This is a genomic window from uncultured Sphingomonas sp. (genome assembly GCF_964237155.1).
Classification (GTDB): Bacteria; Pseudomonadota; Alphaproteobacteria; order Sphingomonadales; family Sphingomonadaceae; genus Sphingomonas.
In genome coordinates, this window is sequence record NZ_CAXSHH010000034.1 from 1 (window position 1) to 21,066 (window position 21,066).

Annotated in this window: 19 protein-coding genes, 1 pseudogene and 1 riboswitch; of the genes and pseudogenes, 7 read left to right on the forward strand and 13 right to left on the reverse strand. The window is 68.7% G+C overall.

Annotated elements, in window-relative coordinates:
- The 6 genes from ACFE71_RS09070 to ACFE71_RS09095 all read right to left on the reverse strand — a co-directional run.
- Window positions 1–1,130: M2 family metallopeptidase (locus tag ACFE71_RS09070; RefSeq protein ID WP_375428476.1), on the reverse strand; the 1,130-nt coding region annotated here is incomplete at its 3' end.
- Window positions 1,131–1,188: 58 nt separating this feature from the next.
- Window positions 1,189–1,950, reverse strand: a complete 762-nt coding sequence (locus ACFE71_RS09075; protein ID WP_375428477.1) for an alpha/beta fold hydrolase — start codon at window positions 1,948–1,950, stop codon at window positions 1,189–1,191.
- Between the two features lie 4 nt (window positions 1,951–1,954).
- Window positions 1,955–2,983, reverse strand: coding sequence for an aspartate-semialdehyde dehydrogenase (locus ACFE71_RS09080; protein ID WP_375428478.1), 1,029 nt, complete (start codon window positions 2,981–2,983; stop codon window positions 1,955–1,957).
- 53 nt (window positions 2,984–3,036) lie between these two features.
- On the reverse strand, window positions 3,037–5,274 hold the full coding sequence (locus tag ACFE71_RS09085) for a DPP IV N-terminal domain-containing protein (protein WP_375428479.1): 2,238 nt from the start codon (window positions 5,272–5,274) through the stop codon (window positions 3,037–3,039).
- A 53-nt stretch (window positions 5,275–5,327) separates the two neighbouring features.
- Window positions 5,328–6,101 carry a polyphosphate kinase 2 family protein gene (locus tag ACFE71_RS09090; RefSeq protein WP_375428480.1) on the reverse strand — a complete coding sequence of 258 codons (774 nt, stop codon included), beginning with the start codon at window positions 6,099–6,101 and terminating at the stop codon, window positions 5,328–5,330.
- Between the two features lie 207 nt (window positions 6,102–6,308).
- Window positions 6,309–7,841, reverse strand: a complete 1,533-nt coding sequence (locus ACFE71_RS09095; RefSeq protein ID WP_375428481.1) for an aminoacyl--tRNA ligase-related protein — start codon at window positions 7,839–7,841, stop codon at window positions 6,309–6,311.
- 80 nt (window positions 7,842–7,921) lie between these two features.
- Between ACFE71_RS09095 and ACFE71_RS09100 the strand changes: the two genes are divergently transcribed.
- Together ACFE71_RS09100 and ACFE71_RS09105 are read left to right on the forward strand one after the other, a co-directional pair.
- The gene (locus ACFE71_RS09100) at window positions 7,922–8,818 is read left to right on the forward strand and encodes a DMT family transporter (protein ID WP_375428482.1); all 897 of its coding nucleotides are present in this window, start codon (window positions 7,922–7,924) and stop codon (window positions 8,816–8,818) included.
- A gap of 170 nt (window positions 8,819–8,988) precedes the next feature.
- A pseudogene (locus ACFE71_RS09105) lies at window positions 8,989–9,252 on the forward strand (DUF885 family protein); the annotation flags it as partial.
- A gap of 50 nt (window positions 9,253–9,302) precedes the next feature.
- Here the strand turns inward: ACFE71_RS09105 and gcvPB are convergent.
- The 5 genes from gcvPB to ACFE71_RS09130 form a co-directional block, all read right to left on the reverse strand.
- Window positions 9,303–10,895, reverse strand: a complete 1,593-nt coding sequence (gene gcvPB / locus ACFE71_RS09110; RefSeq protein ID WP_375428483.1) for an aminomethyl-transferring glycine dehydrogenase subunit GcvPB — start codon at window positions 10,893–10,895, stop codon at window positions 9,303–9,305.
- Window positions 10,892–12,253, reverse strand: coding sequence for an aminomethyl-transferring glycine dehydrogenase subunit GcvPA (gene gcvPA, locus ACFE71_RS09115; RefSeq protein ID WP_375428484.1), 1,362 nt, complete (start codon window positions 12,251–12,253; stop codon window positions 10,892–10,894). Before gcvPA ends, gcvPB begins: the two co-directional genes overlap by 4 nt.
- Before the next feature lie 112 nt (window positions 12,254–12,365).
- On the reverse strand, window positions 12,366–12,737 hold the full coding sequence (gene gcvH / locus ACFE71_RS09120; protein WP_375428485.1) for a glycine cleavage system protein GcvH: 372 nt from the start codon (window positions 12,735–12,737) through the stop codon (window positions 12,366–12,368).
- Entirely contained in the window at window positions 12,734–13,921 is a 1,188-nt protein-coding gene (gene gcvT, locus ACFE71_RS09125; RefSeq protein WP_375428486.1) for a glycine cleavage system aminomethyltransferase GcvT, read from the reverse strand. The genes gcvH and gcvT overlap by 4 nt, the downstream gene beginning before the upstream one ends.
- A 158-nt stretch (window positions 13,922–14,079) precedes the next feature.
- Window positions 14,080–14,169: riboswitch (glycine riboswitch) on the reverse strand.
- Between the two features lie 53 nt (window positions 14,170–14,222).
- Window positions 14,223–14,861 (reverse strand): hypothetical protein, encoded by a 639-nt coding sequence (locus ACFE71_RS09130; RefSeq protein ID WP_375428487.1) that lies wholly within the window; start codon window positions 14,859–14,861, stop codon window positions 14,223–14,225.
- A gap of 83 nt (window positions 14,862–14,944) precedes the next feature.
- Here ACFE71_RS09130 and ispH point away from each other — a divergent pair, with 83 nt between their 5' ends.
- Genes ispH through rnhA form a run of 3 tightly spaced genes read left to right on the forward strand, consistent with a single transcriptional unit; the run spans window position 14,945 to window position 17,330 of the window.
- On the forward strand, window positions 14,945–15,892 hold the full coding sequence (gene ispH / locus ACFE71_RS09135; RefSeq protein ID WP_375428488.1) for a 4-hydroxy-3-methylbut-2-enyl diphosphate reductase: 948 nt from the start codon (window positions 14,945–14,947) through the stop codon (window positions 15,890–15,892).
- Window positions 15,892–16,842, forward strand: a complete 951-nt coding sequence (gene thrB, locus ACFE71_RS09140; RefSeq protein ID WP_375428489.1) for a homoserine kinase — start codon at window positions 15,892–15,894, stop codon at window positions 16,840–16,842. The genes ispH and thrB overlap by 1 nt, the downstream gene beginning before the upstream one ends.
- Window positions 16,842–17,330, forward strand: coding sequence for a ribonuclease HI (rnhA, locus tag ACFE71_RS09145; protein WP_375428499.1), 489 nt, complete (start codon window positions 16,842–16,844; stop codon window positions 17,328–17,330). The genes thrB and rnhA overlap by 1 nt, the downstream gene beginning before the upstream one ends.
- A 95-nt stretch (window positions 17,331–17,425) precedes the next feature.
- On the opposite strand, the gene ACFE71_RS09150 is transcribed toward rnhA, so the two are convergent.
- Window positions 17,426–18,508 carry an NAD(P)/FAD-dependent oxidoreductase gene (locus tag ACFE71_RS09150; protein ID WP_375428490.1) on the reverse strand — a complete coding sequence of 361 codons (1,083 nt, stop codon included), beginning with the start codon at window positions 18,506–18,508 and terminating at the stop codon, window positions 17,426–17,428.
- Entirely contained in the window at window positions 18,505–19,440 is a 936-nt protein-coding gene (locus tag ACFE71_RS09155) for an alpha/beta fold hydrolase (protein ID WP_375428491.1), read from the reverse strand. The genes ACFE71_RS09150 and ACFE71_RS09155 overlap by 4 nt, the downstream gene beginning before the upstream one ends.
- 51 nt (window positions 19,441–19,491) lie before the next feature.
- On the opposite strand from ACFE71_RS09155, the gene ACFE71_RS09160 reads away from it, so the two are divergent.
- Both ACFE71_RS09160 and cpaB read left to right on the forward strand, forming a co-directional pair.
- Complete coding sequence (locus ACFE71_RS09160) at window positions 19,492–19,989, forward strand: prepilin peptidase (RefSeq protein WP_375428500.1); 498 nt, start codon at window positions 19,492–19,494, stop codon at window positions 19,987–19,989.
- 41 nt (window positions 19,990–20,030) lie between these two features.
- Window positions 20,031–21,065: a Flp pilus assembly protein CpaB gene (cpaB, locus tag ACFE71_RS09165; RefSeq protein WP_375428492.1), complete on the forward strand. Its 1,035-nt coding sequence runs from the start codon at window positions 20,031–20,033 to the stop codon at window positions 21,063–21,065.
- Window position 21,066 lies beyond the last annotated feature (1 nt).

Sequence of the window (21,066 nt, forward strand, 5' to 3'; positions counted from 1 at the left end):
TGATGGATCGTCACGAAATCGTCGGCGTTGACCTTGGTGCACATCTTGATGCGCAAGTCGTCGACATTGTCGATGTCCCATGCCGATGCGTGGCATATCACCTCGCGGTCCGCCGGCTTCACGATCTGCGACCGCTTCCAGAACGTCTCAGGCAACGGCGCGAAGCCGAGCGACGAGTAGAAGCCTTCGCCCGCGCGCACCATCCTGACCGGATCATATCCCTTGGCGGTCAGCAGCTGGCCGACATCGAACCCCAGATCGCCCGCACCCGCCGGGGCGACCACATCATAGATGTTGCCCCATTCCTGCGCCCACATATTGCCGAGCAGGTCGGCGCGGATCGGCCCGGACTTGGCCTGCACGCCGTCCCCGTACTTCGCGTTCAGCTTGGTGCGCGTGTAGGTATGGAGCGCCTTGTAGAGCGGCTCCAGGTCCGCCCAGATCGCATCCACCGCGCGCGCGAACTCGGCCGGCGGCATGTCGTACCCCGCGCGCCACATCGCCCCCGTGTCGGGAAAGCCCAGCTCGCGCGCGCCCTCGTTCATCAAGGTCACGCTCTTCGCGTAGTCGCCCCGCATCGGCGCGCCGACCCCGTCGTGCCAGCTCGTCCACATCTCCTGAAGCTTGGTCGGATCGCGCACCTCCCCCATCGCCGCCTCGATGTCGGACCCGTTGACCGGCTTGCCTTCCAGCGTGCCACGGCCCTTGCCGTAAGCGGACGCCATGCCCGTGGTCAGCGTCGACAGCTCGCCCGCCGCGCCCGCCCGCGACGGCGCGGGGCTGGTGATCCCGCCGCGCAGCAGCTCCAGCTTGCGCCGCGTATCCGCGCTCAACCCGGGCGTGCGCAGGTGCCGCGCCGCCTCCAGCCCGTACCGCACCGCCATTTCGGTGATCCGCGCGCCGGACTTGGCCGCGAGCGTATCGGTGTCGTCGGTGATGTAGGTCGCATTCACCCAAGCCACACGCGCCGCATCGACCGACTCGTCAGCCAGCGTCTTCTCCGCCTCGGCGACGAACGCGTCAGCGGCCGCAGAAGTCATCGCTGCCGCGGCGACCGTCGTTTGCGGCTCGGCATGGGCGGGAGCCACCACCCCGCAAGCGAGCGCGAGCAGCGAAGCACGACGGATCATATATGCAAACTTTCGATGATATTGTTCCCCACGCGTTCTCCCGAACGCGCTCGGCCTGTCAAGCCGCCAGGAACGCGGCGATCGCCTGACCCAACTCCGGTTTCGTGACCGAACTCATATGCCCGCCCGGCACCTCGACATAGCGAGCGTCCGGCAGCACCTCCGCGAGCGCCTCGGCCGACCCGTTGTCGAAATCCTCGGCTCCGCAGATGACTAGCGCCGGTTGCGCGATCCGCTCCAAAAAGTCGCGCGGCGTGTCCGCGAGTGTATCCAGGATACCGAGCAGCGCGACCGGATCGCCCTTCGTGGTCTTCAGAAATGCTTCCGCCAGCCACTCCGGCGTCCCGCGCTCATGCTTGCCCAAATTGATGAGAATGTGCCGAAAATGCTCCGCCCGCCGCCCGGTATCGAGCAGCCCCTCCAGCCCCATTCCCGAGAACACCACGCGGCGCGGCGTTGCCCCCATGGCCAGCATCCGCGCCACCGTCCGCGCGCCGAGCGAATAGCCGCCCAGATCGTAATCGGTCAGCCCCAGATGGTCGACCAGCGCGAGCCCGTCCCGCGTCAGCGCATCGCGCGGGTAGGCCGTCGCCTCGTGCGGCTTGGCGCTTTCCCCATGCGCCCGAAGGTCCGGCATGATCACCCGAAAACCCTCGGCCGCGATCGCGGCCGCATGCCCGTACCGGATCCAGTTCGTCTTCGCGTCGGAGAAGAAGCCGTGGAGCAACACCACCGGCCGACCCTCGCCGAGCTCCCGCCACGCGATCCGCACCCCATCGAAGCTCTCGAGGAACCGCGTCTCGCTCGGCCCGCCGGTCACCCGCTCAAGCCGCCTTTCGCAGGTGCCGCCGCCCGAGCAGCTCCGCGATCTGCACCGCGTTCAGCGCCGCGCCCTTGCGAAGGTTGTCCGACACGCACCATAGCAAGAGCCCGTTCTCGACCGTCGAGTCCTCGCGCACGCGGCTGATATACGTCGCGAATTCGCCCACGCACTCGACGGGCGTGATGTACCCGCCATCCTCGCGCTTGTCGTACAGCATCACGCCGGGAGCCTCGCGCAGGATGCGCTGCGCGTCCTTGGCCGAGATCTCATCCTCGAACTCGATGTTGATCGCCTCCGAATGGCCGACGAACACCGGCACGCGGACGCATGTCGCGGTCACCTTGATCTTCGCGCCCATGATCTTCTTGGTCTCGACGACCATTTTCCACTCCTCCTTGGTCGACCCGTCATCGAGGAAGACGTCGATATGCGGGATGACATTGAAGGCGATCTGCTTGGTGAACTTGGTCGGCGTCGCGGGATCGCCGACGAAGATGTTGCGGCTCTGCTCGAACAACTCGTCCATGCCCTGCTTGCCCGCGCCCGAGACCGACTGGTACGTCGCGACCACCACCCGCTTGATCCGCGCGAAATCGTGGAGCGGCTTCAGCGCGACCACCATCTGCGCCGTCGAGCAATTCGGGTTGGCGATGATGTTCTTGCGGGCATACCCCTCGATCGCCTCCGGATTCACCTCCGGCACGATCAACGGCACGTCCGGGTCCATGCGATAGAGCGACGAATTGTCGATCACCGTACACCCTGCCTCCGCGAAGCGAGGTGCGTGGACCTTCGTCGCCTCCGACCCGATCGCGAACAACGCCATGTCCCAGCCCGCCGGGTCGAAATGCTCGATGTTCTTGACGGTCAGCATCCGCCCCGTGTCGCCATACTCCATCTGCTCGCCCTGCGAGCGCGACGAGGCGAGGATCGCGATCTCGTCGGCCGGAAACTCCCGCTCGGCGAGGATGTTGACCATCTCGCGCCCGACGCTGCCCGTCGCGCCCGCGACCACGATCCTGTAACCCATCTCGCTTCTCCGTTCGGGGCCGGACCTAAGCGGCGGTCCAGCCCCGCGCAACCTTACCTCTTGGGCTTGTTCTTCACCTCGCGGTCGAGGAAGTTCAGGATCGTGCCCCACAAATGCTCGCTCACGCCCGGTCCGCCGACCCGGTGAGTCTGGCCGGGATAGAGCATCATCTCGAACGGCACCGCCCCCGCCTGCATCCGCGCGGCGAAGGCGGTGGTGTTGTCGAGGAACACGTTGTCGTCCGCCATGCCGTGGATGACGAGCAACGGATCGCGGATCTTGCCCACATCGGCCAGCGCGTTCGACTTGGCGTAGGCCGCGGCGTCGGCCACCGGGCTGCCCATGTACCGCTCGGTATAATGCGTGTCGTACAGCCCCCAATCGGTCACCGGCGCGCCGGACACCGCCGCCGCGTAAACCCCAGGGTTCGCCTGGAGCATCTTGATCGACATGTACCCGCCATACGACCAGCCGTAGGTCGCGATCTTGCCCGCATCGACGAACGGCAGCGTTTTCAGATACTCCGCCCCCGCCAGCTGATCGGCCACCTCCACGCTCCCCATCGCGCGATATAGCTGGTCCTCGAACGCCTTGCCGCGGTTGTACGACCCGCGATTGTCGATCTGGAACCAGATCCAACCCCGGTCCGCCAGATATTGCGGCAGAGCCCCGCGCCAGCTCCGCGTCACCGACTGCCCCGTCCCCGGCCCGCCATAATGCTGGAAGAAAACCGGGTACTTCTTCCCAGCCACCATCGGCGGCGCGATCATCTCATAGTGCAGCGTCGACCCGTCCGCCGCCTTGATCGTGCCGAACTTGGGCGCGCTATGGCTGGCGAGGTGCGGGTGATATGGATGACCCGCGACCACCGCATTCTCATTGATCCAGGACAGCCGCTTGCCGCCCGACTCCGCCAGATACACCTGAGTAGGCTGGGTCGGGCTCGATCGCGACACGATCAGCCGCTCGGCCTTCGCGTCCGCCACGACCGAATGCGTGAACCCCCGCTCGGTCAACCGCACGGGCTCGCCCGGCCGCTTCAGGTCGAGCGCATATAGATGCTGCTCGAGCACATCGTCCTTGTTGCCCGTGAAGAACAACCGCCCGCGCGCCTCGTCTACCGCGACCAGCCCGGTGACGACCCACTCGCCCCGGGTCAGCTGCGTCCACTTCGCTCCAGCCCAGCGATACAGATGCCCGTACCCGTCGCGCTCCGATCGCCAGATCAGGCTTCCGTCCGCCATCGGCCGGTACGCGTCCGACAGGTTGACCCAGCTCCGTTCCCCCGACTTCTCGCTGAACAACAGCGTCGACGTGCCGGTCGCCGGATCGACCCGCAGCATGTCCAGCCGCTTCTGGTCGCGCGTCTGCCGCTGGACGAGCATCGCCGACCCGTCCGGCAACCAGTCGACCCGCGCCAGATAGATGTCCGGATCGGGCCCAAGATCGACCTTGACCCGCCCGCCCCCGTCCGGCCGCATCACGAACAGTTCCACGAGAGCATTGGGCGTCCCCGCCGCAGGATAGCGCTGCTCGTAGGTGCTCGTCCCGCTCGCCCCGATCGCGGCGCGCACCGCGACCTTGACCGGCGCCTCGTCGAACCGCTCCACCGCCACGTACCGCTCGTCCGGCGACCACCAATACCCGGTGCGCCGGTCCATTTCCTCCTGCGCGACGAACTCGGCTTCTCCAAAATGGACGGTGCCGCGCCCCTCGGTCGTCAGCGCCCGCGCCGCGCCGCCAGCCAGCGGCTGCACGAACAGGTTCTGATCGCGGACGAAGCTGATATAACTCCCTTTTGGGCTGACCGCCGGGTTCAGCTCGCCCCCCGCCGCCTCCGTCAACCGCCGGACGTTTCCGTCCAACCCCGCCAAATACAGGTCGCCGTCCAGCGGCACTAGGATCGAACGCCCGTCCGGCGCCCACGCATAGCTGACGATCCCCGTCTTGCCCGTCAGCGACCGGTCGCGCTCGCGCTGCATCTTCTCCGCCTCGCTCAGCGCCGCGCCGGTTCCGACCTTCTTGGAATCGATCAGCATCCGCGACAGCCCCGTGCGCGTGTCGAGCGCCCAAAGGTCGAACCGCTCCTTCTCGTCGGCGCGATTACGCACGGAGGTCAGCAGCGCCCCGTCAGGCGACAGCCGAAGCGATTGCGGCTGCGTCCCCGACAGGTCCGGATTGGCGAACACGCGCTTGAGCGTCAGGTCACCCGGCCGCGCGGGCACCTCGTCAGCGGCCACCGCCGCCGTCCCCACACCCGCGAGCGCCATCCCCAGCAACCATCCGCGCATCCATCTGCCTTTCCATACCGATCATGGGCCGGGCGTAGCGGAGGGTGCGGCTCCTACGCCAGCCCCAACGCTTTCCACGCCATCCGCTCCACCGCCGGGTCGAGCGGAGGAGGCGTCATGTCGACCGCGGCCTCCAGCCGGTCCGCCACCGCCGTCAACGCGGCGATCCGGGCCGCCTTCTTGTTGTTCCCGTCGATCACGGTCCATGGCGCGACCTCGCCATCGGTCCGCGCGAACATCTCGCTCAGCGCCTCCAGATACTCAGGCCTTTTCGCCCGGTTGCGGTAATCGTCCGCGCCCGTCTTCCACCGCTTCCACGGATGCTCCAACCGTGCGCGGAGCCGCGCATCCTGCTCGGCCGCGGTCACGTGGACGAACAGCTTGATCAGCGTCACCCCGCTCGTCGCCAGCTGCGCCTCGAATGCGTTGATCTCGTCGTATCCGCGCCGCCACTCGGCCTCGCCCGCATAGCCTTCCACCCGCTCGACCAGCACGCGCCCGTACCAGCTCCGATCGAACACCGCGATATCGCCCGCGCGCGGCAGCTTCGTCCAGAACCGCCACAAGAACGGCCGCGCACGTTCCGCCTCCGTCGGCGCGGCGACCGGATGAACCTCGAAATGGCGTGGATCCCATTCGGCCGTCAGACGCTGGATGATCCCGCCCTTCCCCGCCGCGTCCCAGCCCTCCAACATGACGACCGCCGCCCGGCGGTGGACGATGTGCGCGACCTGGATGCGCGCCAGCCGGTCCTGCACCGCAGCCAGGTCGTCGGCATAGTCGCCGTCGTGCTTGGCTCCCCGCTCATATCCGCTCAGATCGATCATGACGTCGCCACCCGTTTCGCCGCTTTCAAGAATTCGCTGTCCTACAAGCCGCCGCGCGGTTTAGGATCATCGAATCGGCTCTTTCACATCGTCATCATCGGGCGGCGCAGGCGAGATCGTACTCATCAGCCCTCGCTCGAACCATCGCGCAGGTCGCCCGGCGGCACGACGAAATGGCGTTTTAGCGTTACCTTCGTTACCTTCGGCTCAGTAGGATCGCCCGATCAGCACCCGCTCGACGGCGGGCGCCCCCGTGAACACGCACTGACCAACGTCGCCCCCGGTCTGGCCCATCGGCGCGTTGCGGATGGTGAGCTTCAGCTTCTTCAGCCGCTCCACCACCGCGTCCAGCGCCGAGCCGGTCGGCCTGGACCATCGCACGTCCACCCAACCCGGATTGCGCCGATCGCTCGCGAAGAACGCCTCCACCCCCGCCCATTCATCGACCGGCAAGATGCCGGCGCGCAGCCGCTCGGTCGCCTGCGCGTGCAGCGTCGACTGAATATCCTCCAACATCGCTCCGACGCCCTCCGCCAGCTCGGCGCGCGCGATCACCGCGCTGTCGAGCCTGCCGTCGGCCCGGTACAGCCGGTCGCGCCGGATCACCGATACGTTGCCGCCCGCCACGTCGCGCCCGCCCACCTCGACGATGATCGGCGCGCCCTTCTTGACCCAACCCCACCGCTTGGTCGCCGCCTTGGCGGGCTTCAGGTCCAGCAACGCCCGCACCGGCTCACCGAGCGCGGCCTGCCCCGCCAGCGCCGCCTGCAGCTCGCGGCAATAGGCGACGACCGCCTCGTCCTCGGGCCCGTCGCGCAGCATCGGCACGATCACCACCTGCCACGGCGCGATGCGCGGCGGGCAGCGCAGCCCGTTATCGTCGCCGTGCACCATGATCACGCCGCCGATCATCCGGGTCGACACGCCCCAGCTCGTCGTGTTGGCGAGCTCGAACTGCCCCTCCGCGTTCTGGAACCGGATGTTCTGGGCCGATGCGAAGTTGGTGCCCAGGAAGTGCGAGGTGCCTGCCTGGAGCGCCTTGCCGTCCCCCATCATGGCCTCGATCGAATAGGTCGCGACCGCGCCGGGGAACCGCTCGTTCTCCGGCTTCTCCCCCGCGATCACATGCAGCGCCAGGCACTCCTCCGCGAACAGGCGGTACACCTCCAGCATCCGAAGCGTATGCTCGCGCGCCTCGCCGGCCGACGCGTGCGCGGTATGCCCCTCCTGCCACAGGAACTCGCTGGTACGCAGGAACATCCGCGTCCGCATCTCCCAACGCACGACGTTGGCCCACTGGTTGATCTTGACCGGCAGGTCGCGCCACGACTGCACCCAGCGCGAGAACGCCGCCCCGATCACCGTCTCCGACGTCGGCCGCACGACCAGCGGCTCCTCGAGCTTGGCCTCCGGATCGGGGACCAGCCCGCCCTTGCCATCCGCGATCAGCCGGTGGTGCGTGACCACCGCCATCTCCTTGGCGAACCCCTCCACATGCTCCGCCTCCTTCCCGAAATAGGAGAGCGGGATGAACAGCGGAAAATAGCAATTATCGTGCCCCATCGCCTTGATCCGGTCGTCGAGCAGCCGCTGAATCCGCTCCCAGATGCCGTATCCCCAGGGCCGGATCACCATGCACCCGCGCACGCCCGATTCCTCCGCCAGGTCGGCCTCGGCGACGACGGCTTGGTACCAGGCGGCGAAATCCTGTTCGCGAGTGACGTTGAGCGCGTGTTTCATGGCGGGAGCGGATAGCGAGCGCGACCGGACGCGTCACCCCCGGCTAGGCGCGTCGGCGACCCCGGCCTATGCGCTCGCTAATGCCCGGCACCGACCGCATCCCCGCCGCCATCGGCCTTCGGCTCGTCTCGGTCGCGTTGTTCGGCTTCATGAACGCCCTGATCAAGCTAGCCGAGGCAGGCGGGGCGGGGCTGGTCGAGATCCTGTTCTACCGTCAGTTCGGCGCGGCGATGCTCATCACCGCCGTCATTGTAGCCGGCCCCGGCCTCCGCACCGTGCGCACCGCCCGCCTCCCCGCCCACCTACTCCGCGCGGTCGTCGGCCTGGCCGCGATGTTCTGCTTCTTCTCGGCGATCATGGCGCTACCGCTCGCCGAGTCGACCGCGATCGGCTTCACCATCCCGATCTTCGCGACGATCCTGGGCGCGCTCATCCTGAAGGAGCCCACCGGCCCATGGCGCTGGGGCGCGGTGATCGGCGGGTTCGTCGGCGTGCTGATCGTCACGCGGCCCGGCGTCGGCGATATTCCGCTCCGGGGCGCCGGCCTCGCGCTGCTCGGCTGCTTGCTGACCGCGTTCGTATCGATCCTGCTCCGCCGCATGGGCCGCACCGAGCCGACGAGCACCACCGTCTTCTGGTTCTCCGTCCTCTCCCTGCCGCCGCTCGGCGCCTTTTACCTGTTCACCGCGCAACCCCACGCGCCGGTGGTCTGGGCGTACCTGCTCGGCGTCGGCTTCCTCGGCGGCGCGGCGCAGTTCGCGATGACGGGCTCGCTCCGGCTCGGCCCCGTATCGGTCGTGGTGCCGATGGACTATTCGAGCCTGCTGTGGGCGACCGCGCTCGGCTGGCTCCTGTTCGACGCGCTCCCCGCCCCCGCCACCTGGGTCGGCGCGCCGGTCATCATCGCGAGCGGCCTGGTGATCGTCTGGCGCGAGCGCGTCCGCCACCTTCGCGACACCGCCACAGCGATCCCTTGAGCCCGCCACGCCGATCGGCCACCCTCCCGCCCGTTCGCCACCTCCTCCCGCTCGCCCTCCTCCTCGCCGCCGCCCCAATCCCGTCGGAGGACGCGAGGTTCGCCGCGATCTGGCAGGCCGAATGGAGCTGGCGTGTCGCCGAGCTCATCGCCGACGAAGACCCGGCGGTGGTGCACCCGCATCTGTCCGACCCCTCCGCCCCCGCCCACGCCCGCCGCGCGGCCTATTGGACGGACGTCGCCCGCCGTCTGGACGGCGTCGCCGAGGCGGAGCTCTCCCCCGCCGCCCAGGCCTACCCGAACGGCCCCGCTTATTACCGCTCCCGCATCCGCGCCTTCACCACCCTCGACCTTTCCCCCGACCAAATCCACGCGATCGGCTTGGCTGAGGTCGCCAAGATCCGCGCCGAGATGGAGGTGATCCGCCGCGAGGTGAAGGTCGCCGGCGACAAAGGCGGGAGAAGGTTAAGAACAGGAAGGCCGCTCTACTCCGCCGCCGCCGCCAGCGGCGGCTCGCGCCAGGTCAGCACGGGCTTGCGCGCCGCCCGCGTCTCGTCCAGCCGGGCGCGCGGCGCGAAGTGCGGCGCGGTCTTCAGGCTCGGATCACCCGCCTTGGCCCGCTCGGCCACCGAGCGCAGCGCGCCGATGAACTGGTCCAGCGCCGCCTTCGACTCGGTCTCGGTCGGCTCCACCAGCATCGCGCCGTGGACGACCAGCGGAAAATAGACCGTCATCGGGTGGAACCCCTCATCGATCAGCCCCTTTGCAACGTCCAGCGTCGAGAAGCCCTCGGCGAGGTTGTCGTCGGAGAACAGCGCCTCGTGCATGCACGGCCCCGACTCTGCGAACGGCGCGTCGAGCACGTCCTCCAGCGAGCGCAGCACGTAATTCGCGTTCAACACCGCATCCTCGGCCACCTGGCGCAGGCCGTCCGCACCGTGGCTCAGGATGTAGGTCAGCGCGCGGGTGAACATCCCCATCTGCCCGTGGAACGCGGTCATCCGGCCGAAGCTGTCGGGATGACGCTCGCCGACGGTCTCCTCCTCGACCAGCGTGATGTGTCCGTCAGCATACCGCTCGGTAAACGGCAGCGGCCCGAACGGACTCAGCGCCTCCGACAACACCACCGGCCCCGACCCCGGCCCGCCGCCGCCATGCGGCGTGGAGAAGGTCTTGTGCAGATTGATGTGCATCGCGTCGATGCCGAGATCGCCCGGGCGGACGCGGCCGACGATCGCGTTGAAGTTCGCGCCGTCGCAATAGACGTACCCGCCCGCCGCGTGGACGGCGTCGGAGATCGTCTTCAAATCGCGCTCGAACAGGCCGCAAGTGTTGGGGTTGGTGATCATCACCGCCGCGATGTCGGGGCCGAGCCGAGCCTTCAGCGCCGCCGTATCGACGCGGCCCTCGGCCGTCGCGGGGATGTCCTCCACGGTGAAACCCGCGAAAGCGGCGGTGGCGGGATTGGTGCCGTGCGCCGATTCGGGCACCAGCACGACCTTGCGATGCCCATCGCCCCGCGCTTCCAGCGCCGCCTTGATTGCCAGCATCCCGCACAGCTCGCCATGCGCGCCCGCCTTCGGCGACATGGCGACGCCGTGCATCCCGGTCAGGTCGATCAACCAGAAGGCGAGCTCGTTGATCACGCCCAGCGCGCCCTGCACCGTGTCGACCGGCTGGAGCGGGTGGATGTCCGCGAACCCGGGCAACCGCGCCATCTTCTCGTTCAACCGCGGATTATGCTTCATCGTGCACGAGCCGAGCGGGAACAGCCCCAAATCGATCGCGTAATTCTGGCGCGAGAGGCGGGTATAGTGGCGGACCGTCTCGGGCTCGGACAGGCCCGGCAGGCCGATCGGACGCTCGCGGTGAAGCCCGCCCAGCCGGTCCAGACCCGGGGCGATCTCGGGCAGGTCGACGCCGGTCGTCTCGTCCGACCCGATCTCGAAGATCAGCGCCTCCTCCAGCATCAGCGCCTTATTGCCTGTCGAGGTTCGAAAAATCTCGAAAGTCGCATGGTCAGCCCCCTTTTCGGGGTTAACAATTTCCGGCCGCCAGCCGCTTGGGTTCATGTTCATGCCGCTAGCACCTCTTCCAGGCTGTAGGACAGCGCCTCGATATCGTCGGGCGTGGTCGTCTCCGTCACGGCCACCACCAGCCCGTTCGCAAGCTCGTCGACCCCGGGATAGAGCCGCCCGAGCGATACGCCCGCCAGGATGCCTCGGTCGGCGAGCGTCCGAACCACCGGCCTCGCCTCTGTCGGCAGCTTCAGGGTGAACTCGTTGAAGAAAGCGTCATTGACCAGCTCGACGCCGGGGACCTTCGCCAGTCGGTCGGCCGCGGCGACCGCGCCGTGATGGTTGAGCATCGCGAGCCGGCGCAAGCCCTTCTCACCCAGCAGCGTCATGTGGACCGAGAAGGCGAGCGCGCAGAGGCCGGAGTTGGTGCAGATATTGGATGTCGCCTTTTCGCGGCGGATATGCTGCTCGCGCGTCGACAGCGTCAGCACGAAGCCGCGCCGTCCTTCCGCGTCCACCGTCTCGCCGCACAGCCGCCCAGGCATCTGGCGGACGTATTTCTCCTTGCACCCGAACAGCCCGACATACGGCCCACCGAACTGAAGCCCCACGCCGAGCGACTGACCCTCGCCGACGACGATGTCCGCATCCATCTCTCCGGGCGAGCGGATCGCGCCGAGCGCGACCGGTTCGGTCACGACCGCGATCAGCAGCGCCTTCTTGGCGTGACACGCCGCCGCGAGCGTCGATAGGTCCGTGACGCGGCCGAGGACGTCGGGATATTGAACCACGACGCAGCTGGTATCGTCGTCGACCGTGGCGATCAGCCGGTCGATGTCCGTTTCCGCCACGAGCCGCGGATCGGTCGTGTCGAGCACGTCGCCCGTATATTTCGCCATCGTCTTCGCGACCGACACGTAATGCGGGTGCAGCCCCGACGACAAGATCGCCTTGCCGCGCTTGGTGATGCGCCGCGCCATGCCGATCGCTTCCCAGCAGGCGGTCGAGCCGTCATACATCGACGCGTTGGCGACGTCGGTCCCCAGCAGCCGCGCGACCTGCGTCTGGAATTCGAACAGCATCTGCAACGTGCCCTGCGCGATCTCGGGCTGATATGGCGTGTAGGCGGTCAGGAACTCGCCGCGCTGGATCAGGTGGTCGACGCTGGCGGGCACATGGTGCCGGTACGCGCCGCAGCCCAGGAAGAACGGCACCTCCCCCGCCACGGTGTTCTTGCGCGCGAGGGCGGTCATGTGCCGTTCGACGGACAGCTCGCTCGCATGATGCGGCAGTCCGCGCACCGGCCCGTCGAGCCGCGCCGCCTCCGGCACGTCCACGAACAGCTCGTCGATCGACCCCGCGCCGATGACGGACAGCATCGCATCGCGGTCGGGCTGGGTCAGGGGAAGGTAGCGCATTTCAGGTTCCTCTCCCCTCCCGCTTTCGGGAGGGGCTGGGGGAGGGCGGGTCGGGAGGCGGCAGGTAAGGGACAGTCCCTCCCCCTAACCCCTCCCGCAAGCGGGAGGGAGATCAGAGCTTCGCGACGAAGGACTCGTAGGCCCGCTCGTCCATCAGCTCTTCGAGTTCGCTCGGGTCAGATAGCGTGATCTTGAAAAACCAGCCCTCCCCTTCCGCGTCCGAGTTCACGAGCGACGACTCGTCAGCCAGCGCGGTATTGCCCTCGATCACCGTCCCGCTCGCGGGCGAATAGACGTCCGACGCCGCCTTGACCGACTCGACCACCGCGGCCTCGTCGCCCTTGGCCAGTTCCTTGCCCTCCTCGGGCACGTCGACGAACACGATATCGCCCAACTGGCTTTGCGCGTATTCGCTGATCCCGACGGTGCCGACATCGCCATCGACGTCGATCCATTCATGGTCCTCGGTGAAGTAACGGCTCATTTGACGGCTCCTGCGCGGACATAATTGTGGGGGACGAAGGGCATGGGCGTGACGGTCGCGCGGTGCAGCTTGCCGCGCTGCGCCAGCGTCACGACCGTGCCGGGCACGGCCATGGCGGTCGGGACATAGGCCATCGCGATCGAGCTGCCGAGCGACGGCGCGAAACCCCCGCTCGTGACGCGGCCGACCTCCGTCGTCTCCTCGTCAACGACGCCGGCACCCTCGCGCACCGGCTGACGTCCCTCGACGATTAGCCCGACGCGCTTGACGATCGCGCCCTGCTCGCGCTCGAGCAAGATACGCGGCGCGCCCGCGAAGTCGCCCGCCTCGCGGCGACGCTTGGAAAGCGCGAAGCCCAGGTCCGCCATCACCGGCGACGTGTCGGAATCGAGGTCGTGACCGTATAGCGGTAGCCCGGCCTCCAGCCTGAGCGAGTCGCGCGCGCCCAGCCCGATCGGCTTGACCTCGGGCTCGGCGATCAGCGCGTCGGCGAACGCCTCGACCGCATCGGCCGGCACCGATATCTCGAACCCGTCCTCGCCCGTATAACCCGACCGACTGATCCAAAGCGGAAACCCGCGCCACTCAAACGCGCCCGCGGCCATGAACACCAGCGCCTCGACGCCGGGCACCAGCCGCGCTAGCGCATCCACCGCGCGCGGCCCCTGCAAGGCCAGCAACGCCTGATCCTCCATCAGGTTGATCGTCACCTCGTCGGGCATGTGGTCGAGGAGGTAGACGACATCGTCATACTTGGTCGCACCGTTGACGACGACGTACACGCCGTCCTCGCGCCGCGTCACCATCAAGTCGTCCAGGATACCGCCATTGTCGGCCAGCAGGAGCGAATAGCGCATCCGGTTCACGCTCAGCCCAGTCACGTCGCCGGGCAGCACCGCCTCCAGCGCGCGGTCGGCTCCTTCGCCGGTGAACAGCATCTGGCCCATGTGGCTGACGTCGAACAGCCCGGCATGCCCGCGCGTCCAAAGATGCTCGGCCATGATGCCGTCATATTGGATCGGCATCTCGTATCCGGCGAAGGCCACCATCCGCGCGCCACGTCTTCGATGCCATGCGTCGAGCGGTAGCAATTGAGGCGCGGGCTCGCCGCCTTCCTCGTCGCCGCTGAACTCGGTCCCGCGCGCGCCGTGTCCGGTCGGGCCGCCATGTACCGCTTCGCTCATCCGCGCCGACTCCACAAAAAGGGCCGATCTCTAGCGGGAACATCCCGCCGTCGACCTACGCCCCCTCTGTCACGGTACCTGAGAGCTTTCGCCGGGTTGCCCCCGCTTACCCCTTCGGTGGCTCCTCGCCGAAGCGGGAACGCTTTCCAGAGTGTCGATAGGTCCGCGCGGTCCTTGGTGCCTGAGAGATTCCGGGGTGGTTGCTCCTTCGGCGGACACTGCAAGTGCCACTCTCCCGCGCGTACCCATGCCGGTCGCCCGGCATCGACGCATCAAGCTCTGACGGGAGGCCGCGAGCGTGTCAACGTGTGGCGTTGTAGCGCAGCTGCTCGGCGGTCAGCTGGAAACCCACCAGCGCCTCGAAGCTGGCCGACAGCACCGCCTGGCGTATCTCGGGCTGGGTCAGCGGATCGACGGCCGCGTCCTCGTCGCCCGCCTTGCGACGGCGCGTGAGCTGCTGGCGTATCGCGGGCGGCAGCGTCGCGGCGGCGCGGCTGACGTAGGAGGTCGCCTGTGCGCGGCCCATTGCTCGCGTCTGTCCGGCCGCGAAATCGACCGCGACGCGCCCGATCCGCTTCGCCGTCACCGCGCTCCCGCCGCGCACCACGGCGATGTAATAGGGCAGCACGACCTGACGCGCCCCGTCGCCCCGTGCGCGCCTGGCGAGCACGTCGAAGGTCAGCGTGGTCGCGATCTGCTCGCCCGCGTCGTTGCAGGTCGAGCGCAGGTTGGTGAGCGTCGCCGACACGTCGATGGCGGACTGGTCGCGGCTGGCGGGCGGATCGAAGACGGTGATGTCGCCGGTGCCCGCCGCGACGCCCACCGCCGGGCATACGGATCGCACCGCGCTGATACCTCCAGTCGCGTCGATCTCGCCCGTACGGGCGCAGGCGGCGAGCGGCAGCGCCGAGAGCAGGGCAAGGGTAAGCGAGGTCTTCACTGGTCGGGCACTCTCTTCGTGGCGGCCCCGCCTCTTAGGAACCGCCTTTCACGCAAGCAAGCGATGGCGTAAAGCGTGGTCCTGTGACCAAGCCCATCCTGCAGCTTCTGATCGCCGCACCGCGCGGCTTCTGCGCCGGCGTCGATCGCGCCATCCGCATCGTCGAGCTCGCCATCGAGAAGCACGGCGCTCCCGTCTACGTGCGCCACGAGATCGTACATAACCGGTTCGTGGTCGACTCGCTCAGGGTCAAGGGTGCGGTGTTCGTGGAGGAGTTGGACGAAGTGCCGGACGGCGCGCCGGTGGTCTTCTCCGCGCACGGCGTCCCCAAGTCAGTCCCCGCCGACGCCGAGACGCGCGGGCTCGCCTATCTCGACGCCACCTGTCCGCTGGTCTCCAAGGTCCACCGGCAGGCCGAGCGGTTGGTGGCGGCGGGCAGGCACATCGTCTTCATCGGGCATGCGGGACATCCCGAGGTCATCGGGACCTTCGGGCAGGTTCCGGCGGGCACGATGACGTTGGTGGAGACGGTCGAGGACGCGTCGGCGCTCGACATCGCCGAGCCGGACAACCTGTCCTTCCTGACCCAGACGACGCTGTCGGTCGACGACACCGCCGAGATCGTCGCCACGCTCCGCCGCCGCTTCCCGACGATCGACGCGCCGCGCGGCGAGGACATATGCTACGCCACGTCGAACCGGCAGGCGGCGGTCAAGGCGATCGCGGGCAAGGTCGACGCGATGCTGGTGATCGGCGCGCCCAACTCGTCGAACTCAGTCCGGCTGGTCGAGGTGGCGGAGCGCGAGGGCATACGGGCCAGGCTGATCCAGCGGGCGTCGGAGCTCGAATGGGCGTTCCTGGACGGGGTGGCGACGCTCGGCATCACGGCGGGGGCCTCCGCGCCCGAGCTGTTGGTGCGCGAGCTGGTCGACCGGTTGGGCGAGCGCTTCCAGGTGGTCGAGCGGGAGGTCGAGACGACGCGGGAGACGATCGCCTTCAAGCTGCCGCGAGGGCTGGAAGCAGCCGCCTGATGGCGGTCTATACGGCGGTGCCGGCGGAAGCGTTGCGGCGCTTCATGGCGGGGTTCGAAACTGAAGAACCTTACCTATGCAAGGGGATCGCCGAAGGGGTCGAGAACTCCAACTTCCTGGTGTTTACAGCGTCCAGGAAGTATGTCCTCACACTATATGAGAAGCGGGTCTCGGCGGACGACCTGCCTTTTTTCCTGGACCTGATCGAGCATTTGGCGGCGCGGGGGCATCCGGTGCCGCGTGCGGTGGCGGACCGTCGGGGCGAGCGGGTGCATGTCGTCGAGGGGCGGCCCGCCTGCCTGATCGAGTTCCTGCCGGGGGTGTCGATCACGATGCCGACGGCCGCGCAGGCGCAGGCGGCGGGCGAGGCGCTCGGGCGGATGCACGGGTCGTTGACGAACTTCGACGGGATGCGGCCGAATACGCTGGGGGTCGACGCTTGGCGGCCGTTGTTGGAGCGGTGCGGCGCGCGGATGGACGAGATCGCGCCGGGGCTCGGCGAGCGGGTCTCGGCGGCGCTGGAGCGGGTGGAGGCGGCATGGCCGCACGGGCTGGCGCGCGCGACGATTCATGCGGACCTGTTTCCGGACAACGTGCTGATGATGGGCGACGAGGTTACCGGGCTGATAGATTTCTACTTCGCCTGCACGGAGGTGCGTGCATACGATCTGGCGGTGACGCACTCGGCCTGGGCGTTCGACGGCGCGGGCGCGCGGTATGACGAGGAGGTCGGCCAGGCGTTGGTCGCGGGGTACTACGCCGCGTTCCCGCTGAGCCTCGATGAGCGGGCCGCGCTGTCGATATTGGCGCGGGGAGCCTGCATCCGGTTCCTGCTGACGCGGGCTTGGGATTGGCTGAACACGCCCGCCGACGCGCTGGTGACGCGCAAGGACCCGCTCGCCTATCTGCGGCGGTTGGAACGGTATGAGCGGGAGGATCTGTTCGCGTGATGGTCGAGGGGTTGTCGAAGGTGGAGATCGCCACGGACGGGGCGTGCAAGGGCAATCCGGGGCCGGGCGGCTGGGGCGCGTTGATCCGGTCGGGGTCGACGGAGAAGGAGTTGTCGGGGGCGGAGAACCCGACGACCAACAACCGGATGGAACTGACCGCCGCGATCCAGGCGCTGAGCGCACTGACGCGGCCCTGCTCGGTGAAGCTGTCGACGGACAGCCGATACGTGATGGATGGGCTTACCAAGTGGATTCATGGCTGGCAGCGCAACGGCTGGCGGACGGCGGACAGGAAGCCGGTCAAGAACGCCGAACTTTGGCAGGCGTTGCTGGCGGCGGCGCAACCGCACCGGATCGAGTGGGTGTGGGTGAAGGGGCATGCGGGGAACGCGGATAACGAGCGGGTCGACCGGCTGGCCAGCGACGCGGCGGTGGGGCGTTCACTAAGCCCTCTCCCGCTTTCGCGGGAGAGGGAAAGACGCGCGTAGCGCGGCTAGGGTGAGGGCCGGGCCTTTCCGGGAGAGGTCCGGCCCTCACCCTGGCGCTTACGCGCCTGTCCCTCTCCCGCGAAGGCGGGAGAGGATTATTCAGCGAAGCGGTTCGGGGTGTAGCGATCGGGATCCAGGTCGTTGGGCAAGGACCTCCCCAAGATGAGCGCCGCGCATAGCTTCGCCGCCGCGGGCGCGGTCTGGATGCCGAAGCCGCCTTGGCCGGCGCACCAGAAAAAGGCGGGCTCGGCCGGGTCGAACCCGAACACCGGCAGGCGATCGGGGGCGAAGCTGCGCAGGCCCGCCCATTTGCGTTCGACGGTGGCGACGCGCCAGTCGACCACGCGCTCGAACCGGTCGATCGCGATCGCGACATCGAGCTCGTCGGGGGCGGCGTCGCAGGGGTCGGTGAGGGTCTCGTCATGCGGGCTGAGCCAAAGGCGGCCACCCGGCTCGGGCTTGAAATAGAAACGGCCGGCGATATCCGCGACGTGCGGCAGGTCGGCGGGCGCGCCGGGGTCGGTGCGGAGCTGCGCGATCGTGCGGCGATAGGAACGGATGCCGAGCGGGCGGACTCCGGCGCGCTCGGCGACGGTGTCGGCCCAGGCTCCGGCGGCGTTCACGAGAAGCGCGGCGGCGATTCGACCAGCCGGCGTGTCCATCTCCCAGAAGCCGTTCGCGCGGCGGGCCGACCGGACGCCCGCATTCGTCATCACGACCGCGCCCGCTCGCCTCGCGGTCGCGAGCCGGTCGGCGTGGAGGCCGGCGACGTCGATATAGGCGCAGGTCGGCTCCGAGACGGCGAGCGTCCAGTCGGGGCGCAGTCCGGGGATGATCGTCCGGGGGTCAATCGTGGCCAGCGCGACGTCGCTTCCCTCGAACGCGCGCAGGAACGAGTCGATCGCGGCGGCGTCCTCGGCGCGGCCGATATGGATCGAGCCCAGCGGCTGGAGGAAGCCGCCCTCGCGGAGCACCGGGCCGGACGCGGTGGTGAGCGGCTGGACGCCGGGGCCGCCGTAGGTTTCCGACCAGAAGGCGGCGGAGCGACCGGTCGCGTGATAGCCGGCGACGTCCTCCGACTCGAGCAGGACGACGCGGGCGTGCCGCGCCAGTTCGGCGGCGAGACTCGCGCCCGCGATGCCGGCGCCGACGATCGCGATGTCGTAGGCGGCGGTCATGCGGGCGCGTGCCGGTCTAAAAAGGCGTCGATCGCGGCGAGCGCGCGGTTGCGGACGGGATCGGCCTCGCGCAGGATCTCATGGGCCGACTCGGGGCCGAAATGCAGCGTCTCGCCGTGAGGCAGGCGGGCGACGATGCGGGCGGAGGCGCGCGGGTCGACCAGGCCGTCGCGGTCGGCGACAAGCGTCAGGACGGGGGTAGGCAGCGTATCGAGGCGTGGGTCGGCCGCGAGCGCGGCGGTCGAGGCGAAGGCTTCGGCCAGCCACGTCCAGCTCGGCGGGCCCAAGCGGATGCGCGGTCGCTGCTCGTACCACCAACCCTCGTCGGCGTAACGGTCCAGGTCGGCGGTGAGGAGGCGTTGGCGGCTGACGAGCGACGCGGGGCGCTCGTTGACGCGCCAAGCGGCCCGCGCGGGATCACCGCGCGCGGCCATGTATCGCGCGATGCGGCCGCCAAGCCGTGCGCCCAGCGGCGAGCGCAGGCCGAGCATCGGCGCGACGAGCACCGCCGCGTCCGGCGTGACCGAGCCGTCGACAAGCGCGCGGAGCAGCAAATGGCCGCCCATCGAATGACCGATCGCGACGCGCGGTCCGCCCTCCCCGTCCCACTCGCGCCATAACGCGGCGAGGTCGGTCAGGTACGGCGCGAAACTGGTCGCGTGCCCGACATGCGGGTCGGGGGAGAGCCGCCCCGAACCGCCCTGTCCACGCCAGTCGAACGACGTCACCGACCAGCCGCGCGCGTGAAAATGCGCGAAGGTCTCGAGATACTTCTCGATCACGTCACCGCGCCCGCCCTGGAGCAGCAACCGCCCGCGTCCGGCGGACGATCGCCAGTCGAAGCGGCGCAGGGTCCAGCCGTCGGGCGCGGGCCAGTCCGACAGGACGGCGTCGTCCGGCATCCGACGTCGGTGGTGGGCGTGAGAGGACATGACGGTCGTGGTTACGATTTTGAAAGCCCGCCCGTCTACCTCGTCCGCCCGATGGGGTGGGATCAGATCATGCTTGTCGTGCTGCCGGTCGCCCTGGGGCTGCTGCTGTTGTCCGCCGGCATCGAGGATGTGCGGATCCGCGAGATCGCCGATTGGAAGAACGCCGCGATCGCGCTGCTCGCGCCCGCCTGGTGGTGGGCGACGGGGCTGGAGCCATGGCCGGACATCGCGGTCCAGATGGGCGTGGCGGCGGGCGTGTTCGGGCTGTTCATGGCCGTGTTCGCGATGGGTGCGATGGGCGGGGGCGACGTCAAGATGATCGGCGCGCTGGCGCTGTGGTTCCCCGTCGCGGTCCTTTCACGGCTGCTGGTCACGATGTCGCTCGTCGGCGGCGCGATCACGGTCGCGTTCCTGGTCGAGCGGCGCTGGGCGCGGTGGCGGCGGGGAGGGGACGGGCGCGAGATCGAGGTGCCGTACGGTGTCGCGATCGCGGTCGCGGGGCTGCTGGCGCTCGGCGAACCCGTTCTTAACCAAATGGCTGGTAGCTGAGCAGATGCATAACGACGCGATCCGAAAGGCACGAGTGAAGCATGGATAGTCGCAAGGTCCTCCTGCTGGCGGGCGCGCTGATCATCGCGGTGGTCACGGCCTTCATGGCCCGCAGCCTGATGATGGGTTCCGCCGTGCCCCAGGTGACGGCCGCGCCCGCGCCGGTGAAGATCGACGGACCCGAAGTGCTGGTCGCCACGCGCGCCCTGCCGGTGGGCACGATCCTGGACGCCACGGCGCTGAAGTTCCAGCCCTGGCCCAAGGAGCTGGTCGACAACGCGTATTATCTTCGGGAGAAGACCGACCTGGGCTCGCTGCTCGGAACGGTGGTCCGCAACCCGGTCACGGCCGGGCAGCCGGTGACGCAGGGCGCGCTGGTCAAACCGGGCGACCGGGGCTTCCTGGCCGCGGCGCTCGGGCCGGGGATGCGGGCGGTGACCTTCCCGGTTTCCGGCGCGAGTTCGGTTTCGGGCTTCGTGTTCCCGGGCGACCGCATCGACCTGGTGCTGACGCAGGAGGTGAAGGGCGGCGGCGACGGTGATCCCCTGCGCGTTTCCGAGACGGTGATGCGCAACGTCCGCGTCCTCGCCACCGACCAGCGCACAGACAATACCGAGGGCGAGAACGGCAAGACGGTGGTCACCACCTTCAACACGGTGACCGTCGAAGCGACGCCCCGGATCGCCGAGCAGGTGGCGGTCGCGCAGACCGTCGGGAGCTTGTCCATCTCGCTGCGCTCGATCGCGGACAATCACGCCGAGCTGGAGGAGGCGATCGCCAGCGGCGCGGTGAAGGTCCCCGACGGCGTCGATCCCAAGGCGGAGCGCGCGATGCTGCTGAAGGTCGCCAGCCAGCCGCAGACGGGCAATTCGACCTACGCCACGGGGGCCGACGTGTCGCGCTTCCAGCGGCGCAGCGTCCCCGGCAAGCCGGCCTCGTCCGACGGAGGTTCGGGCTCGGGCATGACGCAGGCGTCGCGCGAGGTGCCGACCAGCGGCGCGATCGTGGCGCCCGTGCCCGTCGTGCGGATCGCACGCGGCAACAACGTGACCATCGTTCCGGTCGGGGGGAAGTAGA